The organism is Coleofasciculus sp. LEGE 07092 (assembly GCF_015207375.1).
In the GTDB taxonomy this organism is placed as follows: Bacteria; Cyanobacteriota; Cyanobacteriia; order Cyanobacteriales; family Coleofasciculaceae; genus LEGE-07092.
This window is the reverse complement of sequence record NZ_JADEWY010000001.1, coordinates 136,022-152,420: the sequence shown is the minus strand read 5'-3', so window position 1 is coordinate 152,420 and position 16,399 is coordinate 136,022. Positions and strand designations below refer to the sequence as shown.

Here is a 16,399-nt window from a genome sequence, read left to right as displayed (position 1 = left end):
GAAAGCATTACACTGAAAGACTTCCAGTATAAGACCTTAAGACATAGGTTTCTATCACGCAAGCGATCGCTTTCATTGCTCATTGGGTTTGACTTTCATCAGTTGGCTATGATTTTACTTTTCCCAGAGTGACAGAAGAGCGTTAGAGCGGAACTCGCGCACTATAGTCTGCTCTCTAACCTCTGAAGAATAAGCAGTAACTGGCATTATAAGAGTTCAGTATTTTAGCGGATGATGATTCTAAAAATCGCTGGTTACTTTAGAATAGCTAAACCAATACATCAGGAAGATTCGTGTCCGAGCGAACCTCAACAAGCAGCATTCCTACTCTTAACGTCTCACCTAAAGAGAACCTCAACAAGCAGCATTCCTACTCTTAACGTCTCACCTAGAGTGAAATGCCAGTCCAGTAAGGATTTATTAAGTTTATCTGACGTTTCCCCAAAAGACAAAACTTGGGATAAGCATCGCGCTAACGCTGATCGGGTTGCTGGATACTACGCTAGCGCAGGTGAAAATTACTTCAATCGTTATGCTCAAAGGGTTAGTAGCTGTTCCGAGTGGCTGGAGTTTCGACTGGTGCCAGAGTTATCAGAAGGTCTTCTCAAGTTAAAGCTATCAGATGCGCAATTCTGCCGGGTTCGCCACTGTCCGGTTTGTCAGTGGCGGCGAAGTCTGATGTGGAAGGCAAAGGCTTACAAGATTCTGCCAAAGGTTGTTGCAGACTACCCTAAGTACCGTTGGCTGTTTATCACATTAACTGTAAGGAACTGCAAGATTGAGGAACTACGGACAACTTTAGATTGGCTCAACAAAGCGTTCAAGCGCTTAACTGAGCTGAAGGTATGGCCAGCGAAAGGGTGGGTAAAATCTGTAGAGGTGACTAAAGGGCGGGATGAGATATCGGCTCATCCGCATTTACATATTTTGGCAATGGTGCCGCCTTCCTATTTCAGTCACGGCTATCTGTCTCAGGCTAAGTGGGTAGCACTGTGGCAGCAGTGTTTGCGGAGCGACTACCAGCCAGTTACTTACATCAAGGCGATCGCAAAGCATCATGATCCCAAAGTACTCATCCCAGAAATCCTCAAGTATCAGGTGAAAGAGCCAGATTTAATTGCTGATCGGGAATGGCTGCTGGAGTTAACCCGCCAAGTACACAATACCAGAGCCGTTGCAATTGGGGGTGTACTGAGACGATATATGCGGGAGTTGGAAGAAGAACACCAAGACCTAATTGGCAATGAGCAAGAAACTGATGAGATAGATGAAGGGAGTTTGTCTTTCAGGTGGAGGCGAAAGTTAAAGAAGTACAAAATAGAGGAGTAACAGAGATTAGTCAAAAGCATTGTAATCAAAGCCATAAGGGGAATGCCGGGAACCTTAAAGGAATTGACCAGAAATTCAGGCTTCTTAGTGAAAGACATAGACAGAACTCAATGAAGAATAATAAAAAACTGCCCTATTTGTTGATAAGGCAGTTAAGGGCAAGGAACAAGTAGTACGAATCAGTCCTCTCCTCACTTAACTTGAAGCGGTAGCTGATTCAGATATGATCTACCCAGAGGGAAAAAAATATCTTCACTCGAAACTGGGAAACAGTGGCAGTCGTTTCCCTCTTAGCATCGATTTCATCTTGGGCTGGACTCAAAATCAGCAAGTATAGCTAGAGTTAAATGACGATAGCTGCTCTAGGGCTAGTTGGCACTATATGTTACTGTTAAAACTGTTGTAAAATGGGCATCTTGCCCGTCCTAACCTGGGACAATAGCTTACCTTCAGTTGCTCAAAGCTCAAAAAAACTGCCAGAATCATTAAATGGACGGGTAATCTCCACGACACCCCTGATCCAGAAAACCCACCCGAGTTTTATCCCGATTCCCGTACCGCCTCAGTTTGAGTGAAAATGGTAGGATGATCGTAAAAAGACCGTCTCAAAGCGGTGGTTCCCTAGGGGTTAGCCATTAGCAACTAAGGACTGTAGCATCGGTTTGCACTGATTTGTTAAGGTCTCTAGTCCAGAATCCCAATATTTAGTGCCTAACCCATCCCAACCAATAGACTAAGCGCGAATAGAAGTCTCCCTCTCCTGCTATGTTAAAAAACCTACTTGGCGATCCCAACACACGCAAACTTAAAAGATACCAGCCTTTTGTTGCCGACATCAACGTTCTCGAAGAGGACATTCGGGTACTCTCGGATGAGCAACTACAGGGTAAAACGGCAGAATTCAAACAACGGTTAGAACAAGTCACCACAGATCGCGAAGAAGAAGAACTGTTGGAGGAACTGCTGCCGGAAGCCTTTGCCGTAGTACGGGAAGCAGCATGGCGCGTTTTAGGGATGCGCCATTTTGATGTGCAACTCTTGGGTGGCGTCGTGCTGCACAAGGGACAAATCGCCGAGATGAAAACAGGTGAAGGGAAAACCCTAGTTTCCACCCTACCGGCTTATCTGAATGCCCTGGCTGGCAAGGGCGTCCATGTGGTGACGGTTAACGATTACCTAGCTCGTCGGGATGCTGAATGGATGGGACAGGTGCATCGCTTCTTGGGCTTGAGTGTGGGGCTGATTCAATCGGGAATGGGTCCAGCAGAACGACAGCGCAACTATGCCTGTGACATTACCTATGCTACCAACAGTGAGTTAGGCTTCGACTACCTGCGGGACAACATGGCAACGTCGATGTCAGAAGTGGTGCAGCGCCCGTTTAATTACTGTGTCATCGACGAGGTAGACTCCGTTCTGGTTGACGAAGCTCGCACACCACTGATTATTTCTGGGCAGGTGGAACGCCCAACCCAGAACTACATGAAAGCGGCAGAAGTGGCGCAATCACTCCAGCCGGAAGAGCATTACGAAGTGGACGAAAAAGCCCGCAATGTTATCTTGACGGATGAAGGATTTATCGAATCAGAAAAACTGCTGGGTGTTGAGGACTTGTATGACCCAGAGAATCCTTGGGCACATTATATCTTCAATGCCATTAAAGCCAAGGAACTTTTTACAAGTGACGTAAACTACATCGTGCGGAACGACGAAGTCGTCATCGTAGACGAGTTCACCGGGCGAGTCTTGCAGGGACGCCGGTGGAGCGATGGACTGCACCAAGCGATTGAAGCGAAGGAAGGGGTAGAAATTCAAAAAGAAACCCAAACCCTGGCAACGATTACCTATCAGAACTTTTTCTTGCTCTATCCCAAACTAGCAGGGATGACGGGAACCGCCAAGACGGAAGAAGCGGAATTTGAAAAAATTTACAACCTGCAAGTAACTATTATTCCCACCAATAAGCCTCCAGGACGCCAAGACTTATCGGATGTGGTGTACAAGACTGAGCCAGCAAAATGGAAAGCGGTTGCTCAAGAATGTGCTGAGATGCACGAGCAAGGACGCCCGGTGCTCGTGGGTACAACCAGTGTGGAAAAATCCGAAGTCCTGGCGAGTCTGTTGACGGAGTTAAACGTCCCCCATAACCTGCTCAATGCCCGACCGGAGAACGTAGAGCGGGAATCGGAAATTGTGGCGCAAGCCGGTCGTAAAGGGGCAGTTACGATTGCGACAAATATGGCAGGACGGGGTACAGACATTATTTTGGGTGGTAACGCCGACTATATGGCGCGGCTGAAAGTGCGGGAATACTTTATGCCCAAAATCGTGATGCCGGAGGAAGAAGATTCCTTTGCGTCCATGGCAGGGGCAGGCAAGCGTTCTTCCCAAGCTCAAGGTTTTGCTCCTGGTAAGAAGGTGAAAACTTGGAAGGTGAGTCCGCAGATTTACCCAACTAACCTGTCGCAGGAAACTGAGCAACAGCTCAAACAGGCAGTAGACTTTGCCGTCAAAACCTATGGCGAGCAGAGTTTACCGGAGTTAGAAGCGGAAGAAAAAGTGGCAATTGCCTCAGAAAATGCGCCAACGAATGACCCAGTAATTCAACAGCTCCGGGCAGTTTATAAAGGGGTTCGCGAAGAATACGAAGCATTTACCCAGCGTGAACACGATGAAGTGGTTGATCGAGGCGGGCTGCACGTCATCGGTACAGAACGCCACGAATCTCGCCGCATCGATAACCAGTTGCGGGGACGTGCTGGACGCCAAGGCGACCCCGGTTCGACCAAGTTTTTCCTAAGCTTAGAAGATAACTTGTTGCGGATTTTCGGTGGCGATCGCGTTGCCGGATTGATGAATGCCTTCCGGGTTGAGGAAGATATGCCCATTGAATCGGGGATGCTTACCCGTTCCTTGGAAGGGGCGCAGAAAAAAGTCGAAACATTCTACTACGACACCCGCAAACAGGTGTTTGAGTATGACGAGGTGATGAACAATCAGCGGCGGGCAATTTACGCTGAACGCCGCCGGGTTTTGGAAGGGTTAGACCTAAAAGAACAAGTCATCCAATACGCAGAAAGGACAATGAGTGATATTGTCGAAGCCTACGTTAACCCCGAATTGCCCCCGGAAGAGTGGGATTTGAATAGTTTAGTGTCAAAGGTGCAAGAATTTGTTTACTTACTGCAAGACCTCAAACCTGAGCATCTAGATGACATGACGGTAAGTGAAATTAAAACCTTTTTGCATGAAGAAGTTCGCAAAGCCTACGACTTAAAAGAAGCCCAAATCGACCAAATTCAGCCCGGATTGATGCGTCAAGCCGAACGGTTCTTTATCTTGCAGCAAATTGATACCCTCTGGCGGGAGCATTTACAGTCAATGGATGCTCTGCGCGAGTCAGTCGGCTTGCGGGGATATGGGCAAAAAGACCCGTTAATCGAGTACAAACAAGAAGGATATGAAACCTTCTTGGAAATGATGATCGACATCCGCCGCAATGTGGTTTATTCTCTGTTCCAGTTCCAACCTCAGGTGCAACCACAAGCGGTTTAATTAGAAGTGCGATCGCTCTTGCTAATTTCAGCTCGGTTGAAGAGCGATCGCACAACCCATTGAAGTTAAATTTCTCGGTCAAAGCCGTATTTATCTCGAATCTGGGCATTAAAGAACTGCCCCACCGACGGCGAACTTTTCAGACACTGATAGACTCCTTCCGGTACATCTCGATACTTATAAATCGTGCCATCGCTAAACTCAACCCGCAGAGTTTGGGTTTCGCCGTCGTAGTCGAAGGATTTAATCACCCGACTGGAACTCTTCAGCAAGGGAAACGCAATCACATCTCGAATGCTGGCAGAATTCGTTAACAGCATCACCAAGCGATCAATTCCCATGCCCATGCCGCCAGTCGGTGGCATTCCGTACTCCAACGCTGCCAGAAAGTCTTCGTCAACCCCTGACGCTTCCAAATCTCCCGCAGCCTTCCGCGCCGCCTGCATTTCCAAACGTTCCCGCTGATCGATAGGATCGGTTAACTCAGAAAAGCTGTTAGCTGTTTCTCGTCCGGCGATAAATAGCTCAAAGCGCTCGACTAATCCCAGCTTTTCTCGATGGGGCTTGGCTAGGGGAGAAATTTCAATAGGAAAATCGAGTACAAAAGTCGGCTGAATTAGGGTTTCTTCACACTTTTGCTCGAAGCATTCATTTAGCAGTTTCCCAATCGATTGACATTCATCAACGCCTTGAATGCCGATTTTCTTGGTTGCGTCTTTAGCTTCATCCAGGGTTTTGAACTGGTTAAAATCTAATCCCGTTTTTTCCAATACCAGCTCATGCATGGTTACTCGACGCCAAGGCGGTGTCATGTTAATCACTTCACCCTGATAGGTAACTTCCAGCGTTCCCAGTACCTCTTGAGTGACGCTAGTAACCACATTCTGCGTCAACTCCATCATATCGTTGTAGTCGGCGTAAGCCTGGTACACCTCAATCGAGGTAAATTCGGGATTGTGGCGAGTCGAAACTCCCTCATTACGGAAAATTCTGCCCAACTCAAATACCTTTTCAAACCCTCCCACAATCAGCCGCTTCAGGTGGAGTTCTGTAGCAATTCGCAGGTACAACTCCATCTCTAGGGTGTTGTGATAGGTGACGAAAGGACGTGCCTCAGCACCTCCAGCTTCTATGCTAAAAACTGGGGTTTCAATTTCAATAAAGCCTCGATCCTCCAAGTACCGCCGAATCCCTGCCGTAACTTTAGCGCGGCGGCGGAAGGTTTCCTGGACGGAGGGATTTACAATCAGGTCAACGTAGCGCTGACGGTAGCGCTTTTCTGTATCTGTCAAACCATGCCACTTATCGGGTAAGGGTAAAAGCGACTTGGTGAGGATTGCGTATTCACTTGCATAAACCGAGAGTTCCCCTTTATCGGTGCGTTTAATTGTTCCCTTAACCCCGATAATATCCCCAGTATCAGTCAGTTGCTTTAGGTGGTTGAAAGCATTTGGCACATCTGCCATTGTTTCGGTGATGCGCTTCTTTTCTAAATACAGTTGAATTGTGCCGGTTTCGTCTTGGAGATTGAAAAACGCCAGTTTGCCAAAGACGCGACGAATTAAAATACGACCTGCGATCGCAACTTCAAAATCAGCTTCTTCGCCATTGGACAAATCCGCAAATTTTTCTTGCAGTTCTGCGGCGTGGTGGGTAGACTCCCAACGGTAGGCATAGGGATTCATTCCCAATTCTCTGAGTTGCTGGGCTTTCTCCAAGCGGGCGGCGCGAATTTCTTCCAGGTTTGACTGACTTTGCGGTTCTTGAGGGGACTGATCGGGCATGATAACGAATAAAAATAGATAAAAGCTCGGTTAGCGTTTCGCTGTGATAGAACTTCCGTTCCATTATAGAGAGGATTGGGGAATCAGGAGACAGGAGGCAGGAGACAGGAGAAGCCGAGCTATTTAACGACCTACATATCAACCCCAGGTTCTCTTATTGTCTTGATTGTGTTGGTGGGAAATCTTGTGGCGGTATTTCCTCGTAAGGAAACTCTGATGTATGCTCTTGGGAGTGGGCAATCATGGTCGAGATTAGGGTATAGCTTAAATAAGAGGGAACTGCGATCGCTAACAATGCAGCGATTCCACCAAACAAAGTCAGTGGCGTCCATGAGGAACCGTAGTGGCAACGGTAGGGATCAATGGGAAGTTGTTGGGGATCGATGACATTGCGTAGGGCAATCAGTCGCTTGAACCGTACCCGTCGATCATCAATTTTTTCAAGTAAAATCCAGCCTGCGATCGCTTCCTCTTCGCATAGCCGTTGAAAAACATCGGGTTTGTGAAACATATCGCGGCTGGAGCGCACGATCTTAAACTCCCAGCCAATCAGTTGCGGGTCTGTTGAAGCTTGCTCGGGAGGAGTGGAGCGCTCCATTTTCCTATTATTTTGTAACGACTGGGCTAATGCCGATTCTTCCTTCGGTTCAAAGCAAGTCAAGGTTTCTTCCTCCTCCTCACGATATTGGTGACTGGTAATTATCTGCCGCCAGCGTAGCCATGTACTTGCAACCAACGCCTGCCAACCCAAATTGCCAGTCAACAGGCTCAAAATTGTCACTTCAAGCATTTTTAGTCATTAATCATTCGTCATTTGTTATTAGTCATTGGTCAGTTCATGGCTATTGACAATGAACCACGAATCAATAACAGAAGACAAATGACCAATGACTAGGAATTGACTCTTGCCCTTCCGGTATCGTCTGGCAACGGCAAATAGCCTTCCAAAGCGTAGTCGGGTCCTACCTGACGCCAACTCACCCGTTCTAGAGTCAGGGCATCTGTCATTGTTACCAGTCCCAAATCCCCAACGGGTGAGGGAGCCAATCTACCCCCGACAATTTTCGGGGCAATGAACGCTAGGACTTTTTGAACTGCGCCATCAGCGATTGCTTTTGCCGCTAAGGTGCCGCCGCATTCCCATAACACTGTTGAAAGCTGTCGGTCATACAAATAAGCCATAACCTTTCCAGGTGTCAGGGGCGTCATCTCGAGTACCTCTACTCCCTTGTTCGCAAGCTGCTGCTGCAAATCCGGATTGACTCCTTTCTCAGTCACAACCAAGGTAGGGGCATCAGCAATTTCCCAGATACGGGCATTCATTGGGAGGTTGAAAGTTCGAGTCATCACCACCCGTAGGGGATTGGGAACGTCTGGATGATGACTCGTCAGGTGAGGGTTATCAAAGCGTACTGTATTACCGCCTACAATCACGGCATCGCAAGCCGTCCGAAGTTTGTGGACGCGAGTCCGGGCTTCTTGACCCGTCACCCAAGCGCTGTGACCACTGGTGGTGGCAATTTTGCCATCCAAGGTCATGGCATACTTTAAAATTCCAAAGGGACGGTGATAGAGGATGCGATGGATAAAGGCTTCATTAAGCTGGCGGCACGCCTCAGCTTCAACACCCACTACCACCTCAATTCCGGCTCTTTTCAACCGCTCAATCCCACCACTCGATACCAGAGGATTGGGGTCAATCATACCCACAACAACCTTTGCCACTCCCGCTGCAACTACAGCTTCCGAACAGGGTGGCGTCCGTCCGTAGTGATTACAAGGTTCTAAATTTACATATAACGTGGCTCCTCTAGCCTTTTCACCCGCCTGACGTAGGGCAAATATTTCAGCATGAGGTTGACCTGCACCCGGATGAAACCCTTCCCCTACAATCTCTCCGTCTCGGACAATCACAGAACCCACAAGGGGATTGGGAGTTGTTCGTCCGAGGGCACGGCGGGCAAGTTCGATACACCCCTGCATCATGGCGTGATCGAAGGGCGTCGGGCGAGAAGACGCCGATGACGCCTGTTGAACATTGGCTTGGGCGTCAACGGGAAAGTGTTCCATTAGTCTGCTATTGTGTGTGCTTACCCCCTGAGTTTACGATAGGCTATTGGAGACAGTGCCTCCAGCTAGAAAGCCTATCGCTCCAAACTAACCAGCTATCACCCATTGAAGCCACATTGAGAAATCAGTGGTTCTCAATGCCAGTTGCCTCATTAGCGATCGCTAAGAATGAGAAACTATCACTGTAACAGGTTTGACCCTTTCAACGACGGGTATTGCACGACCGATGATCTGACTGTCACGACACCCTAACGCTACCAGCGATCGCTGACACTCGGCAGCTTGGTCAGCCGGAATTGCGACTAAAAGACCACCAGCAGTTTGCGGGTCGAAGAGTAAAGGATATAGAGGATGGATACACATTTCCGAGAAATTGTCAATCCATTGAGATGCCTGCAAATTCTGCGGTTGAAGTGAGCTAACAATCCCCAGTTCCAGCACTTCCCGAACCCCTTCCAGCACGGGAACAGCATCCAGATCCAATTCTACAGCGACCCCTGACCCTTGCACCATTTCCAGCAGGTGTCCCAGCAGCCCAAATCCAGTAACATCAGTGCAGGCAGTGGCTCCGTATTCGATTAATACTCTAGCAGTATCCTGATTTGACAGCAGCATCGACTCAACCGCCCCATCAATCCATCGACCTCTGGCTTGCAAGCGCATATCTGCGGCAAATAAGATACCTGTACCCAACGCTTTGGTAAGAATTAGTACTTGACCGGGTTTTATGCCACCTTTACGCAGTAGTTGGTGAGGGGCAACTAAACCGTTGCAAGACAAGCCGAAGGCTAATTCGGCACCTTCTGTTGTATGCCCCCCAACTAAAGACGTTTGAGCTTGGGACAGTACTTTTATTGCACCTGATAATAGTTGATAGAGCGTTTCCTCAACCTTCTCTGCGGTGCCATGGGGAACTGTCACCACGGCTAAAGCACTCTGAGGTGTGGCTCCCATAGCAAAAATATCGCTTAAGCAATGATTGGTTGCAATCTGACCAAAAATAAACGGGTCGTTAATTAAGGAGCGAAAATAATCAACGGTATGCACCATCAGTTGACCTGCGGGTACTTGCACCACCGCCGCATCATCGGGTGTTCCCAACCCAACTAAAATATCGTCCCGCTCAATTAAATGATGGTCAACTCGCAGTCGTTGTAAGACTCGTTCTAAGGTGGTGCTGCCAACTTTAGAACCACACCCTGCACAATACATGGGGAATTGGGAATTGGGAATTGGGAATTGGGAATGGGAATTGGGATAATTCTCCCTTGTCTCCCCTGCTCCCCGGCTCCCTTGCTCCATTTCCGGTAAATCCTTGAATTGACGCATAAACTTGCGGTCAATATGGTCTTTCCAGCGCCATAGGAGGCGGGATTGATAGCCGAATGAACCCCAGGAAGCGATCGCTTTCCCATCTCCTGTACCAATTAAACTTAAGTACAGTTTCTGGGGTTTGTACGGTTTGAGGGGTTTTCCTTGTGCGCTCGCTCTTAAATTTTCAAATAGCGGTTTTCCCTGACGCACAGCAAATACCCCGGCTTTGGGACGGGGATGGTTTTTCATTGTGGCGATATCTCCGGTGGCGAATATATGGGGATGAGATAGGGATTGCAGGGTATCTTTGACTAAGACAAAGCCTTTGGAGTCGGTTTGCAGTCCAGATGCGCTAATCCAGTTTGGTGCAGAGGCTTGAGTAACCCAGAATGTGTGGTTGCAATCGACTGCTAAACCTGACTCACAGCGAATTTTATCGGGTAATACTTCGCTAACCGTTTCTTCCAAATGCACCTGAATACCGCGCTGGGTTAGCAGTTTCTGGAGGTGTTGGCGCACCCAGGGATTATGACCAGGCATTAACTCAGCGCCACGATGAAACAAATGAATGTTGAATGTTGAATTATGAATTATGAATTGGTTAATACGTCGATGCATTGTTAGTGCCAGTTCTACTCCGCCAGCACCACCACCTACGATACCTAGAGAAATGGGTTGTTGGGGATGCTGGGCGAATTGTTCAAGTAGCTGGTTCCATTTTTGTAAAAATTGGGGGACTGGCTTGGCAGGAATGGCGTATTCACGGACTCCGGGTACAGATTCCTGGGCTGGGGTGCTACCAATATCGATGGATAAGATATCGAAGCTAACGGGGGGGTGGTTGGCGCAGAGGACTTGATTGTTTTCTAAGTCCAGACCGATGGCGTGGTCGATGTAAAATTGAGCTTGGGTAAACTTGGCGAGGCGTCGCAAGTCGATATGGCATTGGTCAAAATCGTAGAAACCCGCGACGTGACCGGGTAACATTCCTGAATAGGGGGTGTGGGAGGTATCGCTAATCAGGGTTAGGCGTACCCCCGGTAAGGGTTTCATGCCAAGCATCCGTAGTGCGATCGCATGGCTGTGACCGCCGCCCACTAGCACTAGGTCTTTTACAATCGGATAGGTTGCCTGCTGCATTAAACGCCAAATCCGTAAATAGCTCTGAAACTATACTAATTGTTGCTTAGGGATGATTTTTCCATAGTTGAGTCAGGAGATAGGTTTGATTAGGGAGAGCTAGTTAGGTTAATAGTGACATTCCCAAATATGGCTAGGGAGATAAAAAAGTCAACGATAAAAATACAAATCCAAGTCGTAACCACAGATGCTGTCGCGGCTCGTCCTATTCCTTTGACACCACCCCTAGTTGTTAGTCCCCAACTACAGCCAATGATGGCAATAATAGCGCCAAATATGAAAGATTTTAGCAGTGCATTTACTAAGTCCTGCACTGCTAAAGACTCTCGAACTGAATCTAAAAAAACAGGTGAAGGTAAATGATACAAAATCACGCCGACAAACGACCCTCCCGCAATTCCGACAACGAGAGCCAATACTGTTAAAATTGGTAGCATTAAGCAGCAGGCGACAACACGAGGAATGACTAGATAATCAATGGGGTTACTTCTGAGCATATACAACGCATCAATCTGCTCTGTCACCTGCATTGCACCAAGTTCTGCTGCATAAGCCGAGCCTACCTGTCCAGCGATAATACTGGCTGTCAAAACAGGAGCCAATTCACGGCAAAATGCCAAAGAAAACGCTCCTCCTAGGAAATTAACGGCTCCAAATTGACTGAGTTGTCTTGCTGTTTGAATCGTAAAAATCATGGCAGAAAAAAGAGCGATCATGAGAACCGGATTGAGAGCGCCTAGTCCTACGGTTGCCATCTGTTCAAGAAGGTTGCGTGAGGAAAGTTTGCCCTTAAGTAGGCGCAATACAACTTGACCACTTAGTAGCACCGCTGCCAGACACCGATAGCTCCATCGGTATTCAAGGATTTCATCAGTTTGAAAGTTGGGCATATAATAGGACAGCAATTAGCATTACGGTGATAGGAAGCTGGCAGGGAGGGTTATTATCCCACTATTTTTTACAGGAGCTGCTTTTCTATAGCAATCCTAAACCATTTATGAACAATCCCACTCCCCACTCCCCTTGACCCAATTTTTGTTCACAACTTACAATAGGATCGCTGACTAAAGGATGATGTTTTCACCGGGCTGCCACCCGCATAATTATAAGGTTGAGGTTAGAGAACAGGAAAAGTCTTTATGTTAAAAGCCGTAATTTTTGATGTGGATGGTACGCTAGTCGATTCAGTTGACTTACACGCCCAGGCATGGCAAGTGGCGTTCAAACACTTTGGTTACGATTTTCCCTACGACAAACTTCGCCATAAAATCGGGATGGGTAGCGACCAGTTAATCCCTGATTTTATCTCCCAAGAGGAGTTTGAGCGGTTCGGCGATTCCATTGCTGACTATCGCAAAGAGTACTATCAGGAAAACTTGCTATCGCAAGTGCGTCCGTTTGACAAAGTGCCTGAACTCTTTGAACGTCTGAAAGCTGACGGCAAGAAGATTGTACTTGCTTCCTCTTCAAGAAAGAAAACCTTGGAGCATTACAAGGAACTGTTGAATATTAACAGTCTGGCAGATGATGCAACTTCTGGGGACGACTCGGAAAAATCTAAACCCGAACCCGATATCTTTCAGGCAGCATTGGATAAGCTAGATGGCATCACTGCCGAGGATGCGATCGTTGTAGGGGATAGTCCTTATGATGCTATAGCGGCAGGCAAAATTAATTTGCGTACCATTGGCGTTCTTTGTGGCGGGTTCTCGGAAGCGGAATTAAAAGAAGCGGGTTGTATTGTAGTTTATCGCGATCCGGCTGATTTGCTAGATAATTATGAACAATCCCTACTGGGGCAGTCTTAATGTTACTATTCGCGCTTTTGCGACATCGACAACTCCTGAAATTCTAACCCAGACTTATGATTGAACTCTATACGTTCGGCACTCCCAATGGACACAAAGCTTCTATTATGTTGGAGGAAGTTGAGCTTCCTTACAATGTCCACAAGATTGATATCACCAAAGGCGAACAGTTTTCACCAGAGTATGTAGCAATCAATCCCAATAGCAAAATTCCGGCAATTGTTGATCGAGACACAGACATCACAGTATTTGAGTCGGGTGCTCTTCTAATATATTTAGCCGAAAAAACAGGTAAACTGCTCCCAAGTGAGCAAAAAAAGCGGTTTCAAGTCCTGTCGTGGCTGATGTTTCAGATGGGAAGTGTCGGACCAATGTTTGGTCAACTCAACCACTTCAAGAAGTTTGCCCCGGAAAAGATTTCCTATGCAATTGAACGATATGAGAAGGAAACCCTGCGGCTTTACGGGGTTTTAGAGCAGCAGTTGGCAGATAACGAATGTATTTGTGGGGACTATTCAATTGCTGATATTGCTATTTATCCTTGGGTTGCCATTTATGAATGGCAGGAACTAACGCTAAATGAACATCCCAATCTGAAGCGGTGGGTCGAGATGGTGCAGCAGCGTCCGGCAGTGCAGCGGGGTATGGCAGTACCGGGTTAATAAGTACTTAAAGAGTCAAAATTAAAAAGGCAACAACAAATAACGTTAAGCCTTACCCACTATTGTGTAACCTGATTCACTAAGGCTGAAGGGAACGTTCTTGAGAAGCTTACCCTCCGACTTTGCCAGCAAAAAAGTGTTTGGCAGAGAATTGCTGGTTGGCTTTGCCATCACGGCGCTAATAGGTGCGAACATAAACGAGGTAACGAGTGCCCCAGTTGTAGCGATCGCAGTCAGTTGATGATTCATGCTTTACTTCCTATTTCTGTAACAGAATAGAGTTGGGTTTTCTATGCCTAATCATCAATTAAATAGACCCTATTTTGGTTCTATCAATAGAGATACTTTTGTTGATTTTTATTCTATCAATATACATAAAAAATATGGCTTATTTATTAATAGATTGCCAAAAACTAGTACCTAAAGATAGAGAATTATAATAAGAATTGCTAAATTAAGCTCATTAAAAGATTTAACCGGATAGTGGGCTGAACTTACCAATAACAAACTAAGGATAGCGGTCAGGCGGTCGTTCCTCCCACCCTTACCTATGGATGGGCTTCCTTGACTGCCTTTTCGTTGAGCGCTGTTGCAACTGGTGCAAGATGTCAGTTTCCAGGAACTCTAATTCTGGCATCACCCTTAATGTTGGCGTCTCTGTGTACGGCACTGCCAGCACGTTTGGGATTGATAATTATTGGTAATTCAATAATTATTAGGATTATCACCTGTCCGTATAAAAATGCCAAAAACTGTAAAATTTGCTGTAAATGGAACACTAATGCGGGGTTTGGAGTTAAATGGCAACCTCCAAGCTGTGGGTGCAACCTTTGTGAGAGAAGCAACCACAGAACCGACCTATCGACTTTTCTCGATTAATGATCGCTATCCAGCAATGCTGCGAGTTCGAGAAGGGGGAAGTGCGATCGCGGTTGAAGTTTGGGAGGTGCCGGTTGAGGCTCTGAGTCAGATTTTATTACAGGAACCTCCTGGACTGTGTATTGGTAAAATCTGCCTTGCTGATGGCGAAATTATTTTAGGAGTCGTGGGAGAATCTATTTGCTGTGAAAATCAAAGTGAGATTACCCAATGGCGTGGGTGGCGTGCCTACATCACCTCAGAAAATTATAATTCCTGACTCCTGACTTCTAACTTTTTACTCAATTATTATGAAACGTTTTGTTGAAGCTGAGCCCTATCCTTATCCCTATAACGGAGATTTGCGCCCCGAAAATACGGTATTGCTTGTCATTGATATGCAAACAGACTTCTGCGGTATTGGGGGTTATGTCGATAAGATGGGCTATGACCTATCATTGACTCGTGCGCCAATCGAACCCATCAAGCAGGTGCTAGAGGTAGGACGGGCGAAAGGATTTCCTGTAATGCATACCCGTGAGGGACATCGGCCTGACTTATCGGATTTGCCAGAAAATAAACAATGGCGCTCGCGTCAAATTGGTGCGGGTATCGGCGACCCGGGACCCTGTGGCAGAATTCTGGTAAGAGGGGAACCTGGGTGGGACATCATCCCCGAACTCGCACCGTTACCAGGAGAAACGGTAATTGACAAGCCGGGGAAAGGGTCATTTTATGCTACCGATTTAGACTTGTTGCTTCCGTGTAAGGGTATTCAGAACATTATTCTCATGGGCATTACTACCGATGTCTGTGTTCACACCACAATGCGGGAGGCTAATGATCGCGGGTATGAATGCTTGGTACTGTCTGACTGCACAGGTGCAACTGACTACGGTAATTATCTCGCGGCTTTGAAAATGATCAAGATGCAGGGAGGAGTGTTCGGCGCTGTTGCTGATTCTAGACGCTTTATCAAAGCGATTAACAACTGATTTCACCAGTCACCAGGTGGAGGAATTGTATCTTTTTGTTAAGCTGTAGGAAGCTAATCAATTCCTTGACTGCCATGCGTTTGACCTATTTCGGAGCCAATAGCTGGCTGTTGGAACTCGCACAACAACGAATCCTAATTGACCCCTGGTTGGTAGATTCCCTTATCTTTGGCAATCTCCCCTGGTTTTTTAAAGGAGACAAACCTGCCGCACTCGATTCCATTCCTGACAAGATTGACCTGATTCTCCTGTCTCAGGGGTTAGACGACCACGCCCACAAACCTACCCTGAAAAAGTTGGATAAGACGATTCCAGTCGTGGGTTCTGCCAGTGCGGTTAAGGTGGTGGAAGAGTTGGGCTATACCCAGATAACGCCTTTGCAGTTTGGTCAAACCTTTACGGTAGGCAATTGTATCGAAATTCGCGCTTTACCAGGAGCTGCCATCGGACCTTTCCAACAGGAAAATGCTTATCTGTTGAAAGAGATCGATAGCGGTATGAGCTTGTACTATGAACCTCATGGGTATCCTGCTGCCGAGTTGAAAGACTATGCTCCTGTCGATGTGGTGATCAGTCCGATAGTTAGTTTGGAACTTCCCCTTTTAGGAGCCATTATCCAGGGACACAAAACTGCATTGCAACTGGCTCAATGGGTACGCCCCCAAGTATTTCTCCCTACTGCCGCAGGTGGTAACGTAAAATACGATGGATTGCTGAATTCAGTGCTGCACACTGTCGGCAGCTTGGATGAATTGCGATCGCAACTCGCACAGCATGGCTTGTCCACTCAGGTTATCGATCCCCAGCCCACAGAACCCCTCGAACTCAACCTCTTGCGTCAAGTCGCTTGATAATTCGTAATTATTAACTGTTTTGACTGAACT

13 protein-coding genes are annotated in these 16,399 nt (G+C 47.1%); 7 read left to right on the top strand and 6 right to left on the bottom strand.

Annotated elements, in window-relative coordinates; all coding sequences use genetic code 11:
* Window positions 1-231: 231 nt before the first annotated feature.
* Window positions 232-1,329: a protein rep gene (locus IQ257_RS00645; RefSeq protein WP_228060301.1), complete on the top strand. Its 1,098-nt coding sequence runs from the start codon at window positions 232-234 to the stop codon at window positions 1,327-1,329.
* Window positions 1,330-2,094: 765 nt separating this feature from the next.
* Complete coding sequence (gene secA / locus IQ257_RS00640; RefSeq protein WP_193872921.1) at window positions 2,095-4,884, top strand: preprotein translocase subunit SecA; 2,790 nt, start codon at window positions 2,095-2,097, stop codon at window positions 4,882-4,884.
* 65 nt (window positions 4,885-4,949) lie between these two features.
* Here the strand turns inward: secA and lysS are convergent, their stop codons facing one another.
* The 5 genes from lysS to IQ257_RS00615 all read right to left on the bottom strand — a co-directional run bounded on the left by lysS (window position 4,950) and on the right by IQ257_RS00615 (window position 12,082).
* Complete coding sequence (gene lysS / locus IQ257_RS00635) at window positions 4,950-6,668, bottom strand: lysine--tRNA ligase (RefSeq protein WP_193872920.1); 1,719 nt, start codon at window positions 6,666-6,668, stop codon at window positions 4,950-4,952.
* A gap of 154 nt (window positions 6,669-6,822) precedes the next feature.
* Complete coding sequence (locus IQ257_RS00630; protein ID WP_193872919.1) at window positions 6,823-7,458, bottom strand: hypothetical protein; 636 nt, start codon at window positions 7,456-7,458, stop codon at window positions 6,823-6,825.
* Window positions 7,459-7,559: 101 nt separating this feature from the next.
* Window positions 7,560-8,738: a bifunctional diaminohydroxyphosphoribosylaminopyrimidine deaminase/5-amino-6-(5-phosphoribosylamino)uracil reductase RibD gene (gene ribD / locus IQ257_RS00625; RefSeq protein ID WP_193872918.1), complete on the bottom strand. Its 1,179-nt coding sequence runs from the start codon at window positions 8,736-8,738 to the stop codon at window positions 7,560-7,562.
* Window positions 8,739-8,900: 162 nt separating this feature from the next.
* Window positions 8,901-11,192, bottom strand: coding sequence for a selenide, water dikinase SelD (gene selD / locus IQ257_RS00620; RefSeq protein WP_193872917.1), 2,292 nt, complete (start codon window positions 11,190-11,192; stop codon window positions 8,901-8,903).
* 89 nt (window positions 11,193-11,281) lie between these two features.
* The gene (locus tag IQ257_RS00615; protein WP_193872916.1) at window positions 11,282-12,082 is read right to left on the bottom strand and encodes an MlaE family lipid ABC transporter permease subunit; all 801 of its coding nucleotides are present in this window, start codon (window positions 12,080-12,082) and stop codon (window positions 11,282-11,284) included.
* A 249-nt stretch (window positions 12,083-12,331) separates the two neighbouring features.
* Between IQ257_RS00615 and IQ257_RS00610 the strand changes: the two genes are divergently transcribed.
* A complete protein-coding gene (locus IQ257_RS00610) occupies window positions 12,332-13,000 on the top strand; it encodes an HAD family hydrolase (RefSeq protein ID WP_193872915.1) in 669 nt (222 codons plus the stop codon).
* Window positions 13,001-13,056: 56 nt separating this feature from the next.
* On the top strand, window positions 13,057-13,662 hold the full coding sequence (locus IQ257_RS00605; protein WP_193872914.1) for a glutathione binding-like protein: 606 nt from the start codon (window positions 13,057-13,059) through the stop codon (window positions 13,660-13,662).
* 45 nt (window positions 13,663-13,707) lie between these two features.
* Here the strand turns inward: IQ257_RS00605 and IQ257_RS00600 are convergent, their stop codons facing one another.
* Window positions 13,708-13,911 carry a hypothetical protein gene (locus tag IQ257_RS00600; RefSeq protein ID WP_193872913.1) on the bottom strand — a complete coding sequence of 68 codons (204 nt, stop codon included), beginning with the start codon at window positions 13,909-13,911 and terminating at the stop codon, window positions 13,708-13,710.
* A gap of 493 nt (window positions 13,912-14,404) precedes the next feature.
* Between IQ257_RS00600 and IQ257_RS00595 the strand changes: the two genes are divergently transcribed.
* The 3 genes from IQ257_RS00595 to IQ257_RS00585 all read left to right on the top strand — a co-directional run bounded on the left by IQ257_RS00595 (window position 14,405) and on the right by IQ257_RS00585 (window position 16,366).
* Window positions 14,405-14,800: a gamma-glutamylcyclotransferase gene (locus tag IQ257_RS00595; protein WP_193872912.1), complete on the top strand. Its 396-nt coding sequence runs from the start codon at window positions 14,405-14,407 to the stop codon at window positions 14,798-14,800.
* A 31-nt stretch (window positions 14,801-14,831) separates the two neighbouring features.
* Window positions 14,832-15,515, top strand: coding sequence for a cysteine hydrolase family protein (locus IQ257_RS00590; RefSeq protein WP_193872911.1), 684 nt, complete (start codon window positions 14,832-14,834; stop codon window positions 15,513-15,515).
* 74 nt (window positions 15,516-15,589) lie between these two features.
* Window positions 15,590-16,366 carry an MBL fold metallo-hydrolase gene (locus IQ257_RS00585; RefSeq protein ID WP_193872910.1) on the top strand — a complete coding sequence of 259 codons (777 nt, stop codon included), beginning with the start codon at window positions 15,590-15,592 and terminating at the stop codon, window positions 16,364-16,366.
* Window positions 16,367-16,399 lie beyond the last annotated feature (33 nt).